19 protein-coding genes and 1 pseudogene are annotated in these 22,993 nt (G+C 54.2%); 3 read left to right on the forward strand and 17 right to left on the reverse strand.

Annotation, left to right across the window (positions count from 1 at the left end):
• Positions 1-503, reverse strand: a pseudogene (locus NOS26_RS03620) (transporter); the annotation flags it as partial.
• A 40-nt stretch (positions 504-543) separates the two neighbouring features.
• On the reverse strand, positions 544-1,767 hold the full coding sequence (locus NOS26_RS03625; protein WP_255917293.1) for a MalY/PatB family protein: 1,224 nt from the start codon (positions 1,765-1,767) through the stop codon (positions 544-546).
• Between the two features lie 229 nt (positions 1,768-1,996).
• Between NOS26_RS03625 and NOS26_RS03630 the strand changes: the two genes are divergently transcribed.
• Positions 1,997-2,752, forward strand: a complete 756-nt coding sequence (locus NOS26_RS03630) for a helix-turn-helix domain-containing protein (RefSeq protein ID WP_255411309.1) — start codon at positions 1,997-1,999, stop codon at positions 2,750-2,752.
• A 525-nt stretch (positions 2,753-3,277) separates the two neighbouring features.
• On the opposite strand, the gene NOS26_RS03635 is transcribed toward NOS26_RS03630, so the two are convergent.
• Together NOS26_RS03635 and NOS26_RS03640 are read right to left on the reverse strand one after the other, a co-directional pair.
• Entirely contained in the window at positions 3,278-4,504 is a 1,227-nt protein-coding gene (locus NOS26_RS03635; protein ID WP_255917294.1) for an acetyl-CoA hydrolase/transferase C-terminal domain-containing protein, read from the reverse strand.
• Between the two features lies 1 nt (position 4,505).
• Positions 4,506-5,639 (reverse strand): thiamine pyrophosphate-dependent enzyme, encoded by a 1,134-nt coding sequence (locus NOS26_RS03640; RefSeq protein WP_255917295.1) that lies wholly within the window; start codon positions 5,637-5,639, stop codon positions 4,506-4,508.
• Here NOS26_RS03640 and NOS26_RS03645 point away from each other — a divergent pair.
• Both NOS26_RS03645 and NOS26_RS03650 read left to right on the forward strand, forming a co-directional pair.
• Complete coding sequence (locus NOS26_RS03645; protein WP_255917352.1) at positions 5,526-6,026, forward strand: hypothetical protein; 501 nt, start codon at positions 5,526-5,528, stop codon at positions 6,024-6,026. The two genes, NOS26_RS03640 and NOS26_RS03645, sit on opposite strands and share 114 nt — an antisense overlap.
• Before the next feature lie 120 nt (positions 6,027-6,146).
• Complete coding sequence (locus tag NOS26_RS03650; RefSeq protein WP_255917296.1) at positions 6,147-6,578, forward strand: helix-turn-helix domain-containing protein; 432 nt, start codon at positions 6,147-6,149, stop codon at positions 6,576-6,578.
• A gap of 112 nt (positions 6,579-6,690) precedes the next feature.
• On the opposite strand, the gene NOS26_RS03655 is transcribed toward NOS26_RS03650, so the two are convergent.
• From NOS26_RS03655 to NOS26_RS03715, 13 genes are all read right to left on the reverse strand, one after another.
• Positions 6,691-8,346 (reverse strand): RNA-binding domain-containing protein, encoded by a 1,656-nt coding sequence (locus NOS26_RS03655; RefSeq protein ID WP_255917297.1) that lies wholly within the window; start codon positions 8,344-8,346, stop codon positions 6,691-6,693.
• A 105-nt stretch (positions 8,347-8,451) separates the two neighbouring features.
• Positions 8,452-9,720, reverse strand: a complete 1,269-nt coding sequence (rpoN, locus tag NOS26_RS03660; protein ID WP_014015410.1) for an RNA polymerase factor sigma-54 — start codon at positions 9,718-9,720, stop codon at positions 8,452-8,454.
• Between the two features lie 24 nt (positions 9,721-9,744).
• Positions 9,745-11,073: an aspartate ammonia-lyase gene (locus NOS26_RS03665; protein WP_014015411.1), complete on the reverse strand. Its 1,329-nt coding sequence runs from the start codon at positions 11,071-11,073 to the stop codon at positions 9,745-9,747.
• Between the two features lie 94 nt (positions 11,074-11,167).
• Positions 11,168-12,364: a [FeFe] hydrogenase H-cluster maturation GTPase HydF gene (gene hydF, locus NOS26_RS03670; protein WP_255917298.1), complete on the reverse strand. Its 1,197-nt coding sequence runs from the start codon at positions 12,362-12,364 to the stop codon at positions 11,168-11,170.
• A 15-nt stretch (positions 12,365-12,379) separates the two neighbouring features.
• Positions 12,380-13,126, reverse strand: a complete 747-nt coding sequence (locus NOS26_RS03675) for an AAA family ATPase (RefSeq protein WP_014015413.1) — start codon at positions 13,124-13,126, stop codon at positions 12,380-12,382.
• Positions 13,127-13,138: 12 nt separating this feature from the next.
• A complete protein-coding gene (locus NOS26_RS03680) occupies positions 13,139-14,365 on the reverse strand; it encodes a nitrogenase component 1 (RefSeq protein WP_255917299.1) in 1,227 nt (408 codons plus the stop codon).
• Positions 14,362-15,717 carry a nitrogenase component 1 gene (locus tag NOS26_RS03685; RefSeq protein WP_027895582.1) on the reverse strand — a complete coding sequence of 452 codons (1,356 nt, stop codon included), beginning with the start codon at positions 15,715-15,717 and terminating at the stop codon, positions 14,362-14,364. Before NOS26_RS03685 ends, NOS26_RS03680 begins: the two co-directional genes overlap by 4 nt.
• A gap of 14 nt (positions 15,718-15,731) precedes the next feature.
• A complete protein-coding gene (hypE, locus tag NOS26_RS03690) occupies positions 15,732-16,736 on the reverse strand; it encodes a hydrogenase expression/formation protein HypE (RefSeq protein ID WP_022496895.1) in 1,005 nt (334 codons plus the stop codon).
• On the reverse strand, positions 16,729-17,787 hold the full coding sequence (hypD, locus tag NOS26_RS03695) for a hydrogenase formation protein HypD (RefSeq protein ID WP_022496894.1): 1,059 nt from the start codon (positions 17,785-17,787) through the stop codon (positions 16,729-16,731). Before hypD ends, hypE begins: the two co-directional genes overlap by 8 nt.
• Entirely contained in the window at positions 17,787-17,996 is a 210-nt protein-coding gene (locus tag NOS26_RS03700) for a HypC/HybG/HupF family hydrogenase formation chaperone (protein WP_014015418.1), read from the reverse strand. The genes hypD and NOS26_RS03700 overlap by 1 nt, the downstream gene beginning before the upstream one ends.
• Positions 17,997-18,372: 376 nt before the next feature.
• Positions 18,373-20,655, reverse strand: a complete 2,283-nt coding sequence (hypF, locus tag NOS26_RS03705; RefSeq protein ID WP_255917300.1) for a carbamoyltransferase HypF — start codon at positions 20,653-20,655, stop codon at positions 18,373-18,375.
• Between the two features lies 1 nt (position 20,656).
• Positions 20,657-21,691 carry a nitrogenase component 1 gene (locus tag NOS26_RS03710; RefSeq protein WP_072983743.1) on the reverse strand — a complete coding sequence of 345 codons (1,035 nt, stop codon included), beginning with the start codon at positions 21,689-21,691 and terminating at the stop codon, positions 20,657-20,659.
• The gene (locus tag NOS26_RS03715; RefSeq protein WP_014015421.1) at positions 21,688-22,992 is read right to left on the reverse strand and encodes a nitrogenase component 1; all 1,305 of its coding nucleotides are present in this window, start codon (positions 22,990-22,992) and stop codon (positions 21,688-21,690) included. Before NOS26_RS03715 ends, NOS26_RS03710 begins: the two co-directional genes overlap by 4 nt.
• Position 22,993 lies beyond the last annotated feature (1 nt).

The raw sequence follows: 22,993 nt of genomic DNA on the forward strand, positions 1-22,993 counted from the left end.
AAGGATTTGTTCCCCACGGGAAGCGACTGCGACCAATAATACAATGATGACCAGTCCATACAGAGGATTTTCAGATAAAATAGCATCCGTTACTCCAAAACTGTACAAAAAGGAAGCACTGTCATTCGTGATAGCCGTAGAGTACATCATGACTCCCATAATAATCATGATGAAGTAAATAATCCCCAAGAAGAATCCCCAGTTTTTTCCCAGATAGCCACTGATGACACTGGCATAATCTTCACACTTCGGCGAGCTAGCCAAGGTGTTAATGTACAGCCGCTGGAAACCATACATGATTGGGTAGCTGATGACTGCCGAAGCGAGAAATACCCAGAGACCTACTAGACCGACCTGTACCGGCAGGAAGACAATGCCCGAACCGATAGCCATGCCAATACTCATAATTACCCAGCCCCAGTCTGTACTATCGAATTTTACGGCCTTCTTCCATTCTTCCTAGTCATACCCGCTTTTTCCCAATGGGTACTGCCCGAAGCCATTCCTATACGTTTTGTAGCATTTTCCATAGTAGGCCACCCCTTATTCAGCCTGATGGGCTTTAACGGCCTTTACGATACGCTGCAGGCCTTTGTCAACGATAACCCGCGGCATAGCCAGATTGAGGCGGATATAGCCTTTTGCATTATCGACAAAGAGTGCATCTCCTCCTTCCAGGAGAACCCCTGCTTTATTAGCCATGAAATCAGGAATATCTTCCACATCGCCGAGATACGGATTCATGTTGACCCATGCCAGATAGGTTGCCTGTGGAATCTGGAAGGTGATATCCGGGAGTTCTCTGTCCAGAGTGTCCTTCACAAACTGGAAATTCCCGTCCAGATACGTCTTGAGCTGGTCCAGCCATTCACTCCCGTGTTCGTAAGCTGCCTGATGGGCGGCGATAGAAAGGGGATTTACGTTCATGGCATAGGCATTGGTCGTACCGATATAGAGATCGCGCAGCCCTTTATCGCGGATGATGATTTCGGCAAACATCATCCCCGCCATATTGAATGCTTTGGATACAGAGGTGCAGGTAATCAGTTTTTTATATTCTGGCATAATCTTAGCCATGGGGATATGTTTAACGCCCTGGCGCAGGAGATCGCAATGGATTTCGTCACTGATAATCCAAAGATTATGTTTTTCTACAATAGCCGCTACCTTGCGGAGTTCTTCTTCTGTCCAGACCCGTCCCGTCGGATTCTGTGGATTGCACCAGATAAGAAGTTTGGCAAACGGATTGGAGGCGTCTTTTTCTAATGCATCAAAATCGATGGCCCAATTTCCCTGGGCATCACATTTCAGCTTATTGTGGATAGCGTGTTTATGCCGTTCATCAATCGGGTGCTGGAAATATCCGTATGCCGGCGTATTGATGATGGCATAATCATAGTCGCCAAGAAGCAGATCGACTAATGTATACAATGCCGGTATGATACCCAGAGAAAAGCAGATTTCTTCTTTCGGATAGGTCCAGCCGTACATCTTTTCACACCAGGAATTATAGGCCTGGAAAAATTCCGGTTCAAACACCTGGCTGTATCCGATGATGCGCTTGTCGGCCCGGTCTTTGATTGCCTGGATAATAGCCGGGCACATGGCAAATTCCATGTCGGCTACCCACATGCGGACAAATTCATCGTCCTTGAACGGAAAGGTCTTTTTCCCTTCAAAATCATGGAAAATGTAGCCACGGAACCCATCCGTATTGAGTGCATTCGTATGTTTTCTGTCAATGATTTCATCAAAATCGTACGTCATCAGTATTCCTCTTTTCTACAAATATGCGATTATTCAGAATTATAATTATTATAGGTAAGAGCGCTCTGTTTATGCTTATACTATATCAGTTCCGATGTCCACTGGCAAAAGCCCCTATGTTTCGTTTAAAGACATAAACATAGTCACTGTGTTTCTTTAAGCGAAACATAAGAGCCAATCATCTTCCAATTTCATCAGAAGACATGTTTTTTCAATTGTTTTTTTTATTTTGAATATTTTAAAGAAACAAAAAAACGTGTACAATGACATCAGAGGTGATTTCATGTCTCTGGTAACAGAAAATACGGGTAAGGCAATCCGTACATTCCGGAAAAAGAATAAGCTGACCGTCCAGGAACTGGCGGATCGCATCTGTAAGAGCAAAGCAACAGTTTCCAAATATGAAAGCGGTAAAATTTCTTTGGATTTGGATACCCTGTTCGATATTGCACAGGTATTACAGGTCCGCCTCGAGCAGTTATTATACATGCCACCGGAAAATGTCCCAACAGAAACTGTAACCGTTCCCAATTTCTTCAAAAATCTGAATCACATGTACATATATATGTATGATGGCCGTAATAACCATCTGAACCGCACGATTATCAATGTATTTCCGGAAAATCAGCATATATTTCCAGCCATCATGTACATGAATATAAAGAATTATAATGAATATCAGAATTGTGAAAACACTTATACAGGAACAATATCCCATTACGACGCCCTGACCACTATGGAATTCCAGAATCAGGATACCTATATAGAAAAATATATTATCCGCATCCTCGCGTCGTTTTTAGATGCTCCCACCAAATGGGCCATGGGATTCGGCGTTTCTTCCCGACCATTAATGCCCGTCGCTACCAAAATGCTTATTTCAAAAAAAATTCTCCCGGAAACAGACGACCTCATCAAATCTCTGATGATTTCCAAAGAGGATATCCGCCGCATGAAGCAATACAACATGCTATCTTTCGTATAAGTAAAAAAACTGGCTTATGGAACAAAATACTCCATAAACCATTTTTTTAGGCTTATTCTGTTATGCATTGTAATTTTCCATCAGTCTGCGGAAGAAATTACGAGATCCCGGAAGTGTGGCAGCAGGAATGCGTTCGTTGACACCGTCCCCACCTCTTAGGTGGTGGATGAATGGCGAGCTTGTGGTATAATATTAATAGCAGTTAGAACTTCTGCGAGAACAAAAAAGTATTTTCAATCAACGGTCTTTGAGCCGTTTTCGGAGGAGCACTCCCCCTTGCCGCAGCACGACGCCATAGGCGAATCGCGACGGGTAGAAAAGAAGTGCAAAATGTGTATCTACTCAAGTAAGCAGAACTTCGATTTCGAGGGACTGTGTAAGGGGCTTTTGGACAGCCCTTTGAGAATAAGGATATCCTGACAGCTAACTCCTTTGGAATAGGCTGTTAGGCGTTAGTCCATGTATCAAACTTCTCAAGAATCTCTCGCTTCTATAAGCGGGAGAGGTTCAATATCCTGACACTTTCTAGCATTTGTTTCTCTGCCGCCAGATGCGCTGGGCTTCAGCAGCTTGAATCAGGGCTTCGCGCACATCGGGATGAGCGATGTTAATCAGCGCTTCGGCCCTTTGCCAAGTAGCCAGACCGGACAGGTTGGCTACGCCGTATTCCGTGACCATGTACGGCGCCTGGGTCCGCGGCGTCGTAATGATGTCGCCGGCCGTGAACTTAGGCAGGATATTGGAATGACGGATGCCCTGCTTATCGACCCGGCTCGACGGCATGGCCAGGAAGGCTTTGCCATGATCGGCTACATAGGCGCCGGTCACGAAGTCCAGATGGCCGCCAGTCCCGCTGATTTGCCGTGTCCCTGCCGATTCCGAGCAGACCTGGCCATAGAGGTCGACGGCAATACAGCTGTTGATGGAAATGAAATCATCGAGCTGGCGGATTGTTTCTGGATTGTTGACATAATGCATAGGTGCCGACAGGATATCCTGGTTATGGTCCAAAAATTCATAGAGTTCTTTCGAGCCCATACAAATGGAGAAGACGCCTTTCCCCCGCTGGAAAGGCTTTTTGTCGTTAGTAATCTTCCCTGACTGGTACAGGTCAAGATAGCCGTCACTCATGAGCTCTGTATGCATACCTAAGTCTTTCAAATCCGATCCGGCAATGAGGCTGCCTAAGGCATTGGGCATACCACCGATACCGAGTTGCAAGGTAATGCCGTCGTGCAAGTAAGGGAAAATATTCTCGGCAATCTGCTGGTCAATAGCACTCGGTTCCCGGTTCGGCGCCAGGCTAATCGGTTCTTCACTTTCGACGATGGCATCGACCTTCGTCGCATCGAAAGCCCAGACGGGCACGTGTTTCTTCAATTCTTCCACGATTCCCTGGGGATACGGGCAGTCTCCGGAAAGGACGGGCAGCGACGGGAGCTGCGCCGTATTGACAACCATCTTGCCGTCTGTCTTCAAGAAGCGGGCATAGCGGGCAGCTTCCATTTCTTCAAAGGAAACGAGGATATCCGCCGAGCCTTCGCCGATGATGGGCGAGTAAACTTTGGAGCAAAAGCGGACCTGCGTACTGACGCTGCCGCCGCGCTGGCTCATGCCGTGGACTTCGCCGTGGACTTCGGACATCTTGACATCGTAGCCATGTCCGATGAGGCCTATGGTGAGGATTTTGCTGGCTAATATCGTACCCTGGCCGCCGACACCGACGAAGAGTACACTCTTTATATCTGACATATTATTTATCCCCCTTTCTGGAAATGGCCTGAACCGGGCAGACCTGCATGCAGACCGTACAGCCGACGCAATCCACATGAGCAATACTGGATTTCTTCGTTTCACTGTCATAGCGCAGGGCCGGGCAGCCGGTGGAGAGGCATTTCTTGCAACCAATGCACTTATCCGCATCGACGACGCACGGCGTCTTGTCGAGGTTGAACTGGGCTTTATCTTCTTTGGAATACTTTTTGAGGACACAAGGCCATTTGGTGATGATGACCGACGGTTCATCTTCCATGGCAAAAGCCCAGTCCATCGTTTCTTTCATGGCCTTCAGGTCCAGGGGATTGACCGTCCGGACGTGCTTGATGCCCAGGGCTTTGACGACCGTTTCGACGTCGATGAGCGTGGCCGGTTCCCCTTTGATGTTATAGCCCGTCCCGGGGTTATCCTGATGGCCGGTCATACCGGTAATGCGGTTGTCCAGGATGACACAGATGGCATTCGAGCCGTTATAGGCCACATCGGTCAGGGAATTGATGCCCGTATGGAAGAACGTCGAATCGCCCATGCAGACGGCCAGGTCCTTGGCGTTGAGCGGCGCCGCCCCGCCTAAGGCGTAACAGCCGATATCGCCGATCATGACCGTGTCTTTCCGATGGCGTATCTGTTCTTCCATAAAGAGGTCCAGTTCTTCGATGACGTAGAGTTCATCAAAGTTATCGGAAAAGGTTTTGATTTTCTCCATCGGCAGAGGATAAGTAAAGCCCAGCTTCAAATACAACGCTTTATCGCCTAAGGCTTCCTTAGCATACAGATAAGCCGCACCGGCTGCGATAATGCCAATTTTCGTGTCGTTCATCTCGATTTCATTGAAAGGACAGCTTTCGGCATAGCCCTTCAATTTTTCTTCCCGTTCTTCGATGACATAGCGGCGTCTCTTGGAAATGGCCGGTACGGCATCCATTTTATCCCGCTGTTTCTGATAGAGGACGGGCGCCACTTCCTGGCGGTCTTTTTCTTCGACGAGGCTCTTGGAATGGCAGACTCGGGTCGTCATGCGAATCATGACCGGGACGTCATAGGTTTCACTGACCCGATAGGCTTCCTTGGTCATGTCGATGCATTCCTGCGAATCGGACGGCTCGAACATGGCGATTTTGGCAAATTTGGCATAATTCCGGTTGTCCTGTTCATTCTGAGTAATGAAAAATTAACCCAACACTCTTTCCGCATCAAAATAGAAATCATCGATTTTCCCCGTCTCATCGACCAGGCCCGCGACCTCATCCGCCAGGGCGCCAAGGTCATCATCACCAACAGCGGGTCTCACCAGATATTGACCAAGGTCATCGACACCATCCCCATCCTCTGCCTGTTCAGTTCGACGAACGATGCCTTATATACGCTCCGTTCCATTGCGCCGAAATATAAGAAGATCCATTTGCTCCTCAACGAAAACTTCATGTTCAACAAAGACGCCTGCCCGGAAGAGCTGCGTAAAAAAAATCGTCTTCTATCGCCGCTACAGCCTGGATAAGACCCATTTAGAACTACTGGCCCAGGTCCGTCAGATTCCGGTCACACCAGATACGGCCATCGTCGGTTGTCCGCTTCTGCCGCAAATCGTCCAAGACGGGTATGACGGCGGCTCACCATTTTGAGGACAAATACCCTGCGCCTGAGCCTGCCATCTCTGAACGACCGGCCTGATGATGTTCTCTACTTATTCTCGTACTTCCTGCAAAGCTTCAGCCATCGCCAAGTTTCCCTTCCCAAAATATTAAAAAAAGCCCTCATCCAGCATGACTGGTGGGGCAATATCCGCGAACTGCACAGCGTCGCCTTGCGTTATTACATCTTCGGCGACACCCTGAATGGGGCTTATGATTCATTATTTGACATCCCCGACGAAAACCGGAAGGAAAGTCTCCTCGATACAGCATCGCTCCAGCTGGACATGAAGCACCTGGAAAAGACGATCCAGCAGATACTCATCGGAGAGCTGCAAGAAAAAGGCTATAGCCAGAAGGATATAGCCAAATTACTCAATGTATCGCGCCAGACGATTTTCAACAAGTTGCACCGGTAACCAACGCACCTTAACACATGCATGTGTTAGAATCAATATGTTTAACGCACATGTGCGTTAAGATGTGTGAAACGTGTGCTGAAATACAATTTTCCTCTCAGTATCTTCATGACTATTGCCGACTCACTGGCTTATAGTGGGCATATTTCCCTCGCCCTTCTAAAATAAGTTTATGATTTTTCTTTAACTTATTAAGTAGATGATAAGCTTGAGCTGGTGAAACGTGAAGAAGCTTGACAACATCTGATCTTGTTACCAGTCCTTGCTTTTGAGCCAGCTTCAAGATGAGTTCCGGGTAACGAACTGTATCAATGTCAGTTTGACGCACATATCCAATGGTGTTCTCTTGTCGCTGATATAGATGGGCACTGAGAAAATATCCACGACTTTTTCCCCGTCCTATCGCCTCAATCAGGCCAGATTCTACAAGCGATTCAAGCGTAGTTGGGAGCTTATATGAAGGAATTCCGGCAGCATCAGCTATTTCCTTTTGTGACATCCGGTGATGTGTTTTCAATAAATTGAGAATTAAGAGTTCATAAACGGTAAAATCACGGTTCAGTTTTTCTTGTTCTTCTATGAGTAAGCGGACAAAATTTTTATCAGGACGACTGTCCGGGATATAAAGCCGCACAGAAGTATCAGTAGATTGGCTGTAGTCTGGTGGCAGTTTGCCATAGCGCAAACTACCAGCATAGATACGGTCAATACCCCGGCCAGACCGTTCGGCCATTCCAATGCGTTTTAAACAATCAGCAAGCACGGGATTTCGACCATGAGGTTCAGCATCTAACAGAGAATCATAAGTAATGCCCTGGATAAAGCCACCAGGATTAGCAATAGTCATGCCATCGCGTTCAATAAGAACACGGACACGTCCCAGCATGGAATAGTCCCGATGACTATACGCATTGATGAGCGCTTCACGAAATGCCTGAGGAGCATAATGTGGAATGGGAACACGGAATAAGCCAACATCAATTTCATCTTCCTGGTTAATAGAAAGAAAGTACGTATTAATTTTTTCAATGCTGGCCAGCAGAGGGAGAGTAAATGTTTCGTTGACGCGAAGTTGCGCATTATCCATAATTTGTATAGATGATTCCGCTGTAGGGATAAGTTCCTGCAGGCGCTCTGCACGACCAATGAGCAACATTCCGGTGACCGTAGGAATATAGCCTTCGCCTATTTGGGTGACAAGCCGAAGAGCTTTATCCAGCTCCAGATCATCTAGCTCCAAAAGTGCGGACTCTCCATGATAGGTACGAATAATATGACGCAACCGTTCCCGTTCGGCAACACTCAAATCATCCCGGGTTGAGTCAGGCAATGGTTGTGCAGAGAAATCCAATAAAGACAAACTGGAAAGCCGCTGAGGAATTTCATAGGGATATAAAGGAACATTTTCTGGTGTATGATCTGCTTTTAATCGACGTTTTTGTATTTTTCCAGCAGCACTTGCTACAATCGAAGTATATCGGGGAACACTTAACTTCAAAACATCACATTGCCCATCATGAAGTATTGTCGCACGTGTGCTGACTGGAGGAACTGTTTTATTGGCAATGAAGGCAGTAAGACGAGTGATATCCCTATGTTTAGGATGGAGACCTGTTATTGTACCATCATCCTCTATACCAAGATACAAATCGCCACCTTCTGTATTGGCAAAAGCTACAACAGCATCAATAATATCGTTATCAGGTAAACAATTTCTGTCGCTTTTAAATTCTACGGTCAAGCTTTCTTCGGTAGGAAACCTATACATCGTATCACATCCTTTGTGTCGATTCTAACACACACGTGCGTTAAAATCAACTCACCCTAACGCATATGTGCGTTAAGAGGGTATTAAGATGTGGTAACGCCTCGCTTACAACCGGCGGATACGGCTGTTGGGGATATTCAGCTTCTGCCGGAGTTTGGTTACTGTCCGCCGGGCCACGGAAATCCGGTCCGACAAAGCCAGGCACTCAGACAGGTCCTGGTCCGAATAAGGATGGCTTTTGTCTTCACCGGCGACGAGGGCGGCGATTTTCTCCATGACGACCTTATCGGATACACTGCCTTCGGTATCGGAAGGATAAGCCGTCGCTAAAAAAGATTGGAGCGGATATATCCGCCCTTCAAACAGGACATAGCGGTGGCGGCAGACGCGGCTGACCGTCGCCGTACTGAGCTGGGTGTCGGCAGCGATATCCTTCTGGCGCAGGGGCCGCAAAGACCGATGGTGCAAGAAATAGTCCTTCTGCCGGTCCATGAGGCAGGCCACGACCTGTTCGATGGAATGATGGCGGTAAGCCAGGGCTGAGGCCAAATCGGTAAAATCCCGGCGGGCTTTGCGGATGTAATCCAAGATTTCCTTGTCCCCCCGGGCGGCATACTGGTCGTATAAATCATCGCGGAAATAGACATCCGGTATGTCCTCAAGGGACCGCTGGGTCAGCTGGCCTTTGGCATCGCAGTAGATTTCTATATCGGGCCGGATATATACCTCTTCCTGGACGATCTGGCTGGCCGGCTGGAGGGACAGGCTCTTGAAAAAATCCCGGATATCCCGCAATTCCGAGTCCGACAAGCCCAGGGAAGCCTGGATTTTCTGCCACTTCCCCTGGAGAAAATCGTCATAATGCTTTTCTAGCAGGGCTTCCGCCTGGCGAGGCGCCTTGCGGGCCCGCCGGGTCTGGATGAGCAGGGCTTCACGGAGATCCCTGGCGGCAATGCCCGGCGGGTCGAAGGACTGGACGAGGGCCAGTCCTTTTTCCATATCGGCCGGTCCCAACTGGTAAGCCCGGCCCAGAGAAGCTAAGTCACCCTGGAAAAACCCTTTGGCATCGAGGGAGCCGATGACCAGGCCCGCCGCCAGCATGACCGGTTTCGGCAGGGTCTGGACCCGCAGCTGGGCCATGAGCTTCGCTTCCAGGGAGGCGCCGTGATTGTGCACATTCTCGATAGCTTTACGGCCCTTTTCTTCGTCGGCCCGGACATCATGATAGCAGATGTCCATCAAGGGGTTAGCCGTCACTTTTTCCTGCAAGAAATCTACCAAATCCTGGCCATGGAGGGCCAGCATCTGGATGGTCAATCGCTGGACCTGCAGTATTTTCGCTTTTTGTTCGAGTTTCAAGGATAAATTCGACATAAGGCCCCTCTTTCCATTCATGGCTTACTTTTTCACCATAGATTCCAAGATGCGCCGCGCTTCGTCCGGTTCATGGTCCTTGATGATGCGGCTCACCGTATCATAGCCCAAAGCGCCGATGTAGGCCGCCCCGAAGGCGGCAGATGCCTTCAAATGCTGCTGGCACCGGTCTTCCCGTACTTCCAGGCCTTCGACACAGGCCGTCTGGAAGATGCGTACCGACCGGATCAGGAGCTGCAGGCTTTCCAGGAGGCAGTCGGCGATGAGCGGTTCAAAGGCGTTGAGTTCAAATTCGCCGTGGGCAGCGGCCATGGCGATGGCGCTGTCGTCAGCCATTACTTTCATGGCACACTGCATGACCATTTCCGGGATGACCGGATTGACCTTGCCGGGCATGATGGAACTGCCCTGCTGACGGGCAGGCAGGCGGATTTCACCGATGCCGCCGTGAGGGCCGGAATTCATGAGGCGCAAATCATTGGCAATTTTCATCAAGTTGACGGCCAGGGCCTTGAGCAAGCCCGACACTTCGACGAAGACGTCGTTGTTCTGGGTCAGGTCGACAGGGTATTCTGCCGCAGCCAGGCCGATGCCCGTCAAACGGCGCAATTCCTCAATGACTTCATAGCGGTACTGCCGTGATGCCGTATCGGATGTGCCGATAGCCGTGCCACCAAGGTTAACCATGCGCAGGCGTTCTTCGATTTTATACAAACGCCAGCGGTCACGGGACAAGGCCTGGGCATAGGCGCCAAATTCTTCGCCTGCCGTCATGGGAACGGCATCCATGAGCTCCGTCCGCCCCAATTTATACGTCTTTTCATAGGCCTGCTCTTTATGCTGGAAGGCTTCCTGCAAGTCGGCACAAGCCTGGCTCAGTTCCCGCAGCTTGCGGATGGCGGCGATCCGCAGGGCCGTCGGGTAGACGTCATTCGTCGACTGGCCGCGGTTGACGTCATCCAGGGGATGGATGACGTCGTACTGCCCGGGCTGTTTCCCCAGCTTCAGCAAGGCCGCGTTGGCAATGACTTCATTGACGTTCATGTTCGTCGACGTACCGGCGCCGCCTTGAAGGGCTTCGGTTACAAAAGCATCGTCATACTGACCGGCCAAGATAGCGTCGCAAGCCGCGGCGATGGCCTGATAAATCCCGTCTTCACGGACACCGAGGCGGGCATAAGTCAGAGCAGCGGCTTTCTTAACGGTCACCATGGCATAAATGAGATCCATCGCTGTCCGCTTATGGCCTAAAGGGAAATTTTCCAAGGCCCTGGCCGTATTGATACCGTACATCGTCCCTTCAGGTAACTCCACTTCACCCAGTACATCGCGTTCGATACGCGTTTTTTCCATTCAAATCCCTCCTAAAACGGGCGCCCCCTCTACAGCGGTCCGTTTCAGCAACCGCCCTACCATTTTCTACAAACTCCATACTACAAACTATTTTTTAAACCAGCGACTGCAAGTACGGGAAGACGCTGAGGCTGCGTTTCAAGATGCCCTGCATGTAGGCAATGGCGATGCCGTAGTTGGTAATGGGCACAGCCTGGTCGGCGGCGCACTTCATGCGGTATTGGACTTCCCTGCCGTTGAGCATACAACCGCCGCAGTGGATGACCAAGGCATACGGCGACAAGTCTTCCGGAAAATCGCGGCCGCTGGCCGTTTCGATGCGGATATCCTTATGCGTATAATTACGAAGCCAGCGGGGAATCTTGACCGTGCCGATGTCGTCGCACTGGCGATGATGGGTACAGCCTTCGGCAATGAGGACTGTATCGCCGTCTTGCAGTTTTTCTATGGCCGTGACGCCGCGGACGGCCGTTTCCAGCAGGCCTTTATGTCGAGCCATGAGGATGGAGAACGACGTCAGGCGCACGTCCATAGGCGTATCGGCCGACACTTTGGCAAAGACCTGACTGTCCGTAATGACCAGGGCCGGCTTCTGGCCCAGACATTCCAGCGTATGGCGCAGTTCATATTCCTTGACGACGATAGCCGCGCTGTCGTTGTCGATGATTTCCCGGATAGTCTGCTGCTGCGGCAGGATGAGGCGCCCTTTCGGCGCTGCCGTATCGATGGGGACGACGAGGACGACGAAATCGCCGCCCTGGATGAGGTCGCTCACGATAGGCGATGCCGTTTCGACGGGCTTCAGGCGGGCCAGGCGCTCTTTGAGTTCGTGGATGCCTTCTCCCTTCAAGGCGCTGACGTAGATTTCATGGTCCTGCGCCTTGAAGGGCTGGTCCAGCAGGTCCGCCTTATTATAGACGATGAGGTAAGGCAGGTTCTTGTCCCGGATGAGAGCCAGGACTTCGTCGTCAGCCGGCGACCTTCCTTCCGCAGCATCGATGATGACGACGGCTATATCCGTCTTGTTGAGGACCTGCTTCGTCCGGCGCACCCGTTCCTCGCCCAGGGCCCCGACATCGTCGAAGCCCGGCGTGTCGATGATGACCACCGGCCCCAGGGGCAGGAGTTCCATAGCCTTGTAGACCGGGTCCGTCGTCGTCCCTTTCGTCGCCGATACGATAGACAGGTCCTGGCCGGTCACGGCGTTGACGACACTCGATTTCCCGGCATTGCGGCGGCCAAAGAAACCGATATGGACCCGTTCGCCTGATGGCGTATCATTCATTCCCATAACATCGTCCCCTTCCTAGGCCTGAAGCAGTTTCCGGGCCAAGTCCTGATAAATCTGGCTGACCGCCAGGTCCGGATTGCCTTCGACGACGGTCATGCCCTTATTTTCATAATACTGGATATCCTTGCTCCGGGGAATGTCGGCTACGATAGGCAGGCCGTGTTCGTCTGCGAAGGCCTTGACCAGTTCGTATTCGTCGTCGACATTGCGGCGGTTGAGGATGATGCCCTTGACCTGGGCATAGCCGCGGCTCTTGAAATTCTCGACGGCCTTGATGATGTTGGCCGCTGCATAGAGAGCCATCTTTTCGCCGGACGTGACGATAAAGATTTCATCGGCATAACCATCGCGGATAGGCGCGGAGAAACCGCCGCAGACGACGTCGCCCAGGACATCATACAAGACGACGTCAGGCTGGAGCTTCTGGAAGACTTCCTGTTCGTCCATGAGGTCGAAGGTGGCAATGATGCCCCGGCCGGCACAGCCCAGACCCGGCGTAGGTCCGCCCGTTTCGATGCAGAAGACGCCGCCGAAACCTTCTTTGCCGATGTGCTCGAAGTCCGGTCCTTCCGTATATTTCCGATAGTAATCCATGACCGGCATGACCGGTTCGCCGTGCAAGAGGTTCAGCGTCGAATCGGCCTTAGGGTCGCAGCCGACTTGGACGACTTTTTTCCCCATCATGGACAGAGCCGCCGATAAGTTTGCCGTCGTCGTCGACTTGCCGATGCCGCCTTTCCCATAAATCGCAAATTTTCTCATACGTCTTCCTCCTCAAGTCAACTTCTCTTTCATCCATGCCGTAAAGGACGGCCCGACGAAGATCGGCATGTCAGCGTGGTAATGACGGCCGGAATAGGCTTCATGGGACATGGAAACGAATTTTTCCTTTTCGTCCGGCAAGAGCCGGGCATAAATCGGGTCGGCAATGACCCGGCGGGCTTTGTGACATTCCTGACGGATGACGTCTTCCACACTGGCCACTTCGACCTGTTCCAGGAGCCACCGCGGCGCATCGGCCAGAGGGCAGAGCAGGCGGACGTCGGAAAGGCCCATTTCCTGCTGGAGGAAAGCCTTCATCGACAGCAGGTAGACCGGTTCACCGATGACCAGGACGTCGCACGGCGTATCGTCGTAGGCCTGTTCCGTCTTCCAGGCGTTGAGGTCGGCCAGGGCATACTGGGCTCTAATATATTTTTCTTGTCCTGTAAAGCCCGTGAGATACGACGAATCGCAGTTCCGCAGAGCTTCCAGCCAGTCCGCCGTCCCCTTTTCGCCCACGGGGATGCCTACGACATACGGGATGCCGTAGGTGTCGCGCAGGTATTGGGCCAGGTAGAAGGCCGTCGACGACAGGACGACGTTGACGTCGGCATTGGCAGCCGTCGCCAGCTGGTCCAGCGTGTCCCCCATGGACCACGAACTCTGCAAGGTAAAGCCGGCATCGGTAACGATTTGCTTGAGCGTCGTCGCATTACCGACGACGGAAAAGTCCAATGGCGTCAGCCCTAGGAGATTGACCCGCTTTGCCGGTCGCTGCGGGGCCTTTTCCGGCGCCTTGACGAAGGTCTTGGCCAGCCAGACATAGGCGCCGCCGGCACCGGGCAGATAGCTGTGGATACCGTCGGTCCGGAAACCCAGCGTCGGCAGGCCCGTCCGGGCCGCAACCAGGCGCTCGATAGCCTTGAAGTCCGTGCCGATGGCGTTCGGCATGGGACTGCCGCCGATGGCGACAAATCGGGGATGGGCCGCTTCCACGGCTTCAGCGATATCGTCGACGAGGCGCTGGTCATTGCCCTGGATGGTATCGATTTCGTTGAGACCGGAAATATAGACCATACTCGGCGTATCGTACCACCGCGGTTCGTCGTGCGTATCGTATGTCGAATTACAGCCCGATGCATCGTGCATGACGATGAGGCCGCCTAACTCAAAGAGCGACGACGCAATGCCGAACATGTCGACAGCATACGTCGATAAGACGCGTTGTGCTTGTTTCAACCGTGACACCCCCAAGCTTTGATTTGAATGATATCCCGCATCTTGGGATTTTCGGCTTCGTCAGCCCGACCGATCCAATCGAGGAGCTTGAGTAGGCCGACATAGCCATAGAGGCCGCTGTTTTCAATCAGATTGACGAAGTACTTCGTATCGGTAAAATACGCCGCCATCTGGCCGATGGCCAGGACTTTCCCATACTTTCGGCTGTCGTCGCGCGGCAGGAGACGGCGCTTGAAATGCATCGTCGAACGCAGGGACAGGTCCGGATAGTGGGTCTGCAGGAACTGGAAGGTATCCTTTTCGTCCGGCGAAATGGCATCGAGATAGACGGCATAGACATTGAAGCCGTGAATCAAGAGAAACTTGGCCAATCCCAGGGGCCGCGGCGTCGCCGTATAGTCGATGGCGATGTGCGTGTCGCCGACTCGTTCCTTCAGAGCCCTTACTTTTTCTTCGACAGCCCGTTCATAGGCGTCGCAGTCCGGCAGGTCAAGGCCCAGGATTTGGGCTGCCTGCTGCAGGTTGCGGCGCAAAGTTTCATAGTCATAGGCATAAGGCAGATACAGGGCCTGCTGATCCAGTCGCTTTTCCATGTCCTTGGCGGCAGGGCCGGCATTTTCCAGGAAATAGATATTCGCCTGCGATTCGCCCATGGCCTTGTATTCTTCATAGGTCTTGCAGGCAGCGAAATCGTGGATAGCGTAGCCCCCCTGGCGGAGCATGACCGTCAATTCATTGTCTTCGTCGACGGGATAGTAATTGACGACATAGTTGACAGCCTTCTGTTTCGGCAGGGGCTGGACAGCCCGCACGAGCTGGCGCCGGCCGAGGATATCCGGCGTAAAGCGCCGCTGCAGAGTCGGAATCATGTAGCCGTCGATAAAATCGATGTCGGGATATTTCTGACGCAGCGTATCGTAGACGACGTGCAAGTCGATGTGCAGGAAATGCTGCATACAGCTGGTAAAGCCTTCGACGCACTTCGGACGTTCGGGCATATCGTCGATGATATGGGAAATGCCATCGATCATCATCTCTTCCAGATTGCCTTTGATCAGGTTTTCATTGGTCAAGGTGACCATGGAGAAACGGCCGGCACCGTCCGGGACTTCATCGGCCGACAAGACGACACCGTGAAGGCAGCAGGCGCAGCAGACGTAGATTTCGTGACAACCGGGGATGAGCATGGGCGAATGGGCGATGGTCCAGTGGCCCCGGGCCGGCGAAGCATATTGCAAGCCGATATGGAACGGCTTGGGGAACGATGCCTGGCCGATGGCGATTTCAGCTCCGTCCGGCGTGACGTGATACCGCGGCACCTGGGGTGGATGGATTTCATTTTCGTAAATCATGCTCTCCCTCCTCCTCAGCAGATGCGCGGCAGCAGTTCACCGCCCGGCGGCGGCAGCAGCGTTTCCGCGCCGATTTCCGTACGCATGATGACCCGGCCCGGCTGGTCGGCTGTGACTTCGCCGATGATGGCCGCATCTTTCGAATATTTGCCCTGACGCAGGGTGGCGACAATATCGCCGGCAACGGCTTTAGGCGCAAAGATGACCAAACGGCCTTCACAGGCCAGGTAAAGCGGTTCCAAACCGAGCATGCCGCAGACGCCGCGGACGGCCGGATCGACGGGGATAGCCTGGCTGTCCAAATGGATGCCGACATGGCTCTGGCCGGCGATTTCGTAGAGGACCGTGCCGACGCCGCCGCGAGTCGCATCGCGGATGACGTGAATGTCCTTGGTCGTATCCAGCATGGCTTCGACAGTCCCCCACAGGGGCGCACAGTCACTGGTCACGTCGGCGTCGATGCCGAACTGGTTGCGGGCCAGGAGAATCGTGCAGCCGTGACGGCCGACGTCGCCGCTGACGATGACGGCATCCCCAGGCCGGGCCAGAGTTCCCGACGTATGGACGCCGTCGACGATCTGGCCGATCCCCGTCGTCGTAATGAACAGGTGGTCGACCTGGCCTTTACCGGCGACTTTCGTATCGCCGGCGACGATGCGCACGCCGGCTTCGGCAGCCGTCTTGGCCATGGCCGCAGCGTATTCTTCGACTTTGGCCAGGGGGAAGCCTTCTTCGATGACGAAGGCACACGACAGATATAAGGGCTTGGCGCCCATGCAGGACAAGTCGTTGACGGTCCCGCAGATGCTAAGTTTACCGATATTGCCACCTGGAAATTCCGGCGGCGAGACGATGAAGCCATCCGTCGTGAAAGCCAGGTTAGCCCCGCCGATGGGCAGGACAGCGGCGTCGTCACCGGTGAACTGGGGATTGGAAAAATGCGCTTTAAAGACACGGTCGATGAGTTCGGCAGTCTGTTTACCGCCGGCACCGTGGGCTAAGGTAATGACATCACTCATGTAAATTGCCTCCATATAAATAATAAGCCGAGCAGGCCCCTTCATGGGAAACCATGCAGGCTCCTACAGGATGTTCCGGCGTGCAGACCTTGCCGAAGAGCGGGCACTGGGGCGGCTTGCACTGACCTTTCAGGATGTCGCCGCAGCGGCAGGCCGGGTTGGCGCGACCGTCCATATCGGGTACGCCGTATTTCTTGCGGGCGTCACAGACAGCGAAAGCGGGCCGCAGCTGCTGACCCGACTGGGGGATGACGCCTAAGCCGCGCCATTCCGAATCGCACGGTTCCATGACTTCTTTCATGAGGGCCTGTGCTGCCGGGCTGCCTTCGGCTTTGACGACGCGGGGATAGCAGTTCTTAAAGAACGGTTTCCCCTGGGGGAACTTGGCCAGGATGACGGCAAAGGCCGTGAGCAGTTCCTTGGCCGTAAAACCGGCGACGACACCGGATACGCCTTCTTTCAGCATGGCTTCGCCGTCACCGGTCCCCATGACGGCGTCGACATGGCCGGGATAGAGGAAGGCATCGGCGCTGTCTTTCATCGCTTCATAGGCCATGGGCATGGTCTTATTGGCCGTGAGCAGGGAGAAATTCGTCATCCCGTCGGCGACGGCCTGTTTGACGGCCAGGCACGACGGCGGTGTCGTCGTTTCAAAGCCGACGGACAAGAAGACGACGTCTTCATCCGGGTGCGCCTTGGCATAGTCGTAGGCATCGAGGGGCGAATAGACGATCTCCACATGAGCCCCCTCACTGCGGGCGTCAGCCAGGCTCATCGTACTGCCGGGGACGCGGACGAGGTCGCCAAAGGTGCAGATGGTGACGCCTTTTTCCAGAGCCAGCCAGATAGCCTGGTCGATATAGCCGACCGGCGTGACGCAGACCGGGCAGCCCGGTCCGGAAATGACGTCGACCTGGGACGGCAGGATCTGGCGGATGCCCTGTCGGAAGATTTCATGGGTGTGGGTCCCGCAGACTTCCATGATGCGGATTTTCGGCCCGTCATAACTGCGGATGATATCCAGGGCCGTCCGCTTCTTTGCTTCTGCCATCAGTCCAGTTCCTCCAGGATATCGTCGGTTTCGTCGGCATCATTATTGGTAATCTTGGCAATAGCCATGCCGGCGTGGACCATGACGTAATCGCCAGGATCCAGTTCATCAATAAGGGCTGCCGATACTTCCCGTTTGGCTCCGGAAGCATCGACGAGGGCCATTCCATTCTGTATTTTCATAACACGTGCCGGTAATCCTACACACATGATAATTCCTCCTTTTATATCATCGAACATGTATAACGTGTACATCATTGTTCCAAGCGGGCCGCCCTTTGGGACGGCCCCTACGCGATGGCCTGCCATGTATTTATAATGTGTACATCATTGTCCAAGCGGGCCGCCCGTTGGGACGGCCCCTACGAACGGTGGCCTGCGCATGTATTTATAATGCATACATCATTGTCCAGGCGGGCCGCCCGTTGGGACGGCCCCTACGAACGGTGGCCTGCGCATGTATTTATAATGTGTACATCATTGTCCAGGCGGGCCGCCCGTTGGGACGGCCCCTACGCGATGGCCTGCGCATGTATTTATAATGCATACATCATTGTTCCAGGCGGGCCGCCCGTTGGGACGGCCCCTACATATACGCGGCGTAAACGGCCTGTCCTAAGGCGATGCCGCCGTCGTTGGGCGGGACCGTACTGTGCTTCAGGACGGTGAAGCCCAGCTGCTGCAGGGTCTGGTCACAAAGGCGCAGGAGCAGACGGTTCTGGAAGACGCCGCCGCTCAGGGCGGCCGTCGTCAGGCCCGTTTCCTCGCGGACAGCCAGGCAGGCACCGGCGATCATAGCCGCCAGGTCACGATGGAAGACATAGGCCAGCTGGCCCGTATTCCCTCCAGCCAGGCGTTCTTCCAGAAAACGCTGGACCAGGGCCCCGGTCGGCAAGAGCAGGCGCTCTTTATCGTGGAGCGGTGCCATGGGCTGCACGGCCGGCTGAGGGTGTTCTTTTTCCCAGGTCTCCGCCGCAAACTGCAGGGCCATCGACGCCTGACCTTCAAAGGTCGAAGCCCGGCAAATGCCGAGGATGGCGCTGACGCCATCGAAGAGGCGGCCGGCACTGGTCGACAAGACGCTGTTGATCTGCTGGTCAGCCAGGAAAAACTGGGCCTGCTTTTCTACAGCGCTGCAGAGCTGTAGTTCATCGATGATGGCCGAGGCCTTTTCCCGGTCTTCTTGCAAGCCGTCGATGAGGCTGACAGCAATGCGCCAGCCTTCGCGGGCAGAGGCATCGCCGCCGCGCTGCCAGAAAGGCTGGATGGACCCAGCCCGGCGGAAGCCCTGGACCTGGCTGACCAGGATTTCGCCGCCCCAAATCGTCCCGTCCGTCCCATAACCGGTGCCGTCAAAGGCGACGCCGATGACGGGCTGTTCACAGCCATTTTCAGCCATGCAGGACAAGATATGGGCATAATGGTGCTGGACGGCGACGACGGGCAGGCCCAGTTCATGGGCTACAGCCGTCGTATTATAACGCGGATGCAGGTCACAGGCGACGACAGCCGGTTTCGCTTCGAGGAGCGTCGTCATGCGGCGGATGGACTGGCGCAGGGCTTCGACCGTGCGGATATCGGCCATATCGCCGATGTACGGCGATGGATAGAACAAGTTGTTCCGGCCGATACAGAAACAGTTCTTCAGTTCCCCGCCCATAGCCAGGACGTCCTTGCCGCTTCCCCTGCCATAGAAGAAAGGCAGCGGTGCATAGCCCCGGGACCGGCGTATCATATAGGGCCTGCCGTCATACCAGTCCATGACCGAATCGTCGGCCCGCAGGCGGATGCGGCGGTTATGGCTCAAAACGAGGTCGCAAAGGCCGGATAATTCCTGCCGCGCTTCCTCATCGTTATGGCAGATGGGCGCGCCGGACTCATTGGCACTGGTCATGACCAGCGCATCCGGTACGGAAAGGTCATCGTCATAGGTAAACAGCAAGAGATGGAGCGGCGTATAGGGCAGCATGACGCCGACGGACGGATTGCCCGGCGCGATGGACGGCGCCAAGGTCTGACCGCTTTTCTTAGGCAGTAAGACGATGGGCTTCTGATGGCCGTCGAGAACCTTTTCCGCCCCGTCGGGAATGACGCACTGCCGGCGAACGGCTTCGAGGTCCTTCATCATGACGGCAAAGGGCTTCACAGGCCGCCGCTTGCGCTGGCGCAGTGTCCGGACAGCCTGTTCATTGCGGGCATCACAGCACAGGTGAAAGCCGCCGATGCCCTTGATGGCGATGATCTTCCCATCGACGATAGCCTGTCTGGCTGCGACGATGGCCTGACGGCGCCGTTCGGGCCGGTCCAGGAGATAGACTTCGGGACCACAGTCGTTGCAGCAGACGGGCTGGGCATCGTAACGCCGCGTCTCGGCGTGGGTATATTCATATTCGCACTGCGGGCACATGGGAAATTCGCCCATACTCGTCCGCTCGCGGTCATAGGGCATGGCGTCGAGGATGGTCAGCCGCGGCCCGCAGGCCGTGCAGTTGATGAAGGGATGGAGATAGCGGCGGTTCGTCTTGTCAAAGAGTTCTTTCTTACAGGCATCGCAGATGGCAATGTCCGGCGAGACGAAGATATCGCCTTCTTCCCTGGCGCTTTCGACAATGGAAAAGGCCTCATAAGGCGGCCGGTCTTCGCTTTCCCGAAGGACCTTCAAAATAGCCGACCGTTCCGGCGCCCTGGCCTCCAGATCCTCGCGGAAAGCGGCCAGGTCTGATTGGGACCCTTGGGCCAGGATTTCCACGTAAGAGCCCTTGTTGCAGACCGTCCCGCAAATCGAGTGGGCCGTTGCGATGCGGCTGACGAAGGGCCGGAAGCCGACGCCCTGGACGATACCAAAGACGCAAATCCGTTCCGTATACATCTTATCCCCTCCCGGATACAGCGAAATGCGGGAAATCAATGTACTGACCGTGGAAATTCGGCAGGGCCCGGCGGAAATAGGCATCGCCGAGGATGACGTCGAAATGGTCGTTATCGGCCAGCTGGCGCAAATCATCTTCTTCCCGGAGCTGTACGTAGTCCGTCGACTGCGGTCCCGGAAGTTCCATGAACCACGAAGCCGTCGTCACATAGGCAGCGCCTGCTTCTTCCGCCATGGCGGCCATGGCCGAAGCGGCCACCTGTTGATGGATGATGAGGACGTTCTTACCGGCAAAGAGGTTGTCATCGAAATCGACGACGGCGTCGAGGCCGAAGTAATGGAGCTCATAAGGCGTACCAAAAGTCTCTTTCAGATACTGAGCCGCTTTCAGGCCCGCCGGCGACACGACGAGATTGAGAGAGGCCTTGCCGGCCTTGCGGTAATCTTCGATTTCATCGAACAAGAGGATTTGCTGCCAGCCGTCTTCGACCAGGGACTGGCTGATCCATTCGATATCGCCGGGATGCATCAGTTCCAGCGGGACGGCGCCGAGGACGCCGACCGTATCGGCTTCGGCCTGCTGTGACGGGTCGATCAGGGCCGGGAACAGGGCCTCATAGGCCTTTTCAATGCCCTTGTCGTAATAGTCCATCCCCGTCGTATCGACGGTAACGACCGGCAGGGACAAGCGCTTTTCAGCCATGCGCTTCAAGGCCTTGTAGTCCGTACCGATGACGGAAGGGACCGGCGTGCCGACGATGGCCGCAAAGGACGCATCGATTGTCTTGGCCGCATCACAGAGCTTGTCGACCAGGCGGTCGTCACGGCCGAGGATGGCGTCCATATCGCGCAGGCCGGCGCTGAAGACGGCACTTTTTTTGCCACTGAACCAGCGCGGTTCGTCAAACCCGCAGATATTGCCGGCACAGCCGCCGGCGTCGCAGATGACGACAATGCCATTCAGTCCGTAGAGGACGGCAGCCGCGCCGGAGTCGTCCGGAGCAAAGGGTGAAATATATTTCCATAAACCTTTCATGGATGCTTCCTTTCCGACAGGACCCGATCCAGTCCCTGTAACAGGGAAATGACTCCGGCATAGCCGAAGGGCTGGATATCTTCATCCCAATGAAGATGAGCGGCCTGTTCATGGTAATATGCGGCATCCTTGCCGATGGTGACGTCGACAGGATGATCCTGGCCCTGGTAATAGAGCATAGACGGCGATAAGTTCGAGTAGACTTCCGTATCCGGGCTCAAAGCGGCCAGATGGCGGAGGTAGACGAAGTCATCCGGTCCCAGGTTGGCGTAGATTTCTTTGATGACGAAGCCATAGCGGGTCAGGGCTAAGGCCATCTCAAAGGCATTGCCGTTCTGCATCTCGCCGATGGCGACAGTCGTCCCACTGTATTTCTCCCGCATCTTCCCGACGACGGCCTGGGCCCGTTCGTGCCAGGAACTGTCGTCGATCTCCGTCCCCAATACCTGGGCCAGGGCCTGGTACTGTTTGTGGATCTGAGCGACCTGGTAGAGCCGCGTCAGTTCGACGCTGGGAATCCCCAGCCGTTTCTCCATATCCTGAGCAGCCAGGCGCGATTCCGGGTTGAGGATGAAATTGACGTTGGCCTGAGACATGGCTTTATAGGCAGCAAAGTCGGGGCAGCGGGAAATTTCGTTGATCTGCGTAAAGCCGACGCCGCGGAGGATATCGTAGATTTCACAGTCGTCCTGCAAGGGCGCGAAATAGCCCAAAAGGTTGACCGTCCGGCGGCGGCGCGGCTGTTTTTCCAGCAGTGAATAAATGGCCCGGCGGACATCGACCATAGGCGGCTTGCGGCCTTCCCGGGTCAGGGCGTACATATAGCAGGGCACGACGGGCAGACCCGCTTCTTTTTCCGCTTTTCGGCAGACCCGTTCCATATCGGTGCCCAGCAGGGCGTCGACACAAGTCATGCAGATCATGACGACCGACGGCTTTTCAGCCAGGCTGTCGACGACTTCACAGACGGCCTGGGGAATTTTCTTTAAATGGCGGCCCGTGACGATATCCGTCTCATCCATGATGTAGAAGAAGAAACGATCACTGTAGCCGCCCAGTTCGCTGAGGATGGTCGTATTGCGGCCGCAGCAGCCCGGACCGACGAGGAGCATGACCGAACCGGGAATGGAAAGGCCTGCCCGTTTGACGCCGAAGCCCTGGGCCCCAGGCGAGTTGAAAGCCAGGGCGGCCGGTGAATTATAAATGAGGTGCGTCGACGTAATGAGTTCAGCCGGGATGTCGTCACGGCCGCGTTCCACTAAGTCCTGCACGGTAATGGCATAAGGTTTTCTTTCTGTCATA

Source organism: Megasphaera sp. SC8-1 (assembly GCF_024436295.1).
GTDB classification, from domain to species: Bacteria; Bacillota; Negativicutes; order Veillonellales; family Megasphaeraceae; genus Megasphaera; species Megasphaera elsdenii.

Coding starts and splice junctions, on each gene's coding strand:
- NOS26_RS03655 (WP_255917297.1), bottom strand. CDS start 8,346: ATGTATAGGTTTCCTACCGAAGAAAGCTTGACCGTAGAATTTAAAAGC.
- NOS26_RS03635 (WP_255917294.1), bottom strand. CDS start 4,504: ATGTCAGATATAAAGAGTGTACTCTTCGTCGGTGTCGGCGGCCAGGGT.
- hypF (WP_255917300.1), bottom strand. CDS start 20,655: ATGTATACGGAACGGATTTGCGTCTTTGGTATCGTCCAGGGCGTCGGC.
- NOS26_RS03640 (WP_255917295.1), bottom strand. CDS start 5,639: ATGTTCGAGCCGTCCGATTCGCAGGAATGCATCGACATGACCAAGGAA.
- NOS26_RS03665 (WP_014015411.1), bottom strand. CDS start 11,073: ATGGAAAAAACGCGTATCGAACGCGATGTACTGGGTGAAGTGGAGTTA.
- NOS26_RS03625 (WP_255917293.1), bottom strand. CDS start 1,767: ATGACGTACGATTTTGATGAAATCATTGACAGAAAACATACGAATGCA.
- hydF (WP_255917298.1), bottom strand. CDS start 12,364: ATGGGAATGAATGATACGCCATCAGGCGAACGGGTCCATATCGGTTTC.
- hypE (WP_022496895.1), bottom strand. CDS start 16,736: ATGAGTGATGTCATTACCTTAGCCCACGGTGCCGGCGGTAAACAGACT.
- NOS26_RS03675 (WP_014015413.1), bottom strand. CDS start 13,126: ATGAGAAAATTTGCGATTTATGGGAAAGGCGGCATCGGCAAGTCGACG.
- NOS26_RS03710 (WP_072983743.1), bottom strand. CDS start 21,691: ATGAAAGGTTTATGGAAATATATTTCACCCTTTGCTCCGGACGACTCC.
- NOS26_RS03715 (WP_014015421.1), bottom strand. CDS start 22,992: ATGACAGAAAGAAAACCTTATGCCATTACCGTGCAGGACTTAGTGGAA.
- NOS26_RS03700 (WP_014015418.1), bottom strand. CDS start 17,996: ATGTGTGTAGGATTACCGGCACGTGTTATGAAAATACAGAATGGAATG.
- NOS26_RS03645 (WP_255917352.1), top strand. CDS start 5,526: ATGGCAGACTCGGGTCGTCATGCGAATCATGACCGGGACGTCATAGGT.
- hypD (WP_022496894.1), bottom strand. CDS start 17,787: ATGGCAGAAGCAAAGAAGCGGACGGCCCTGGATATCATCCGCAGTTAT.
- NOS26_RS03685 (WP_027895582.1), bottom strand. CDS start 15,717: ATGATTTACGAAAATGAAATCCATCCACCCCAGGTGCCGCGGTATCAC.
- rpoN (WP_014015410.1), bottom strand. CDS start 9,720: ATGTCGAATTTATCCTTGAAACTCGAACAAAAAGCGAAAATACTGCAG.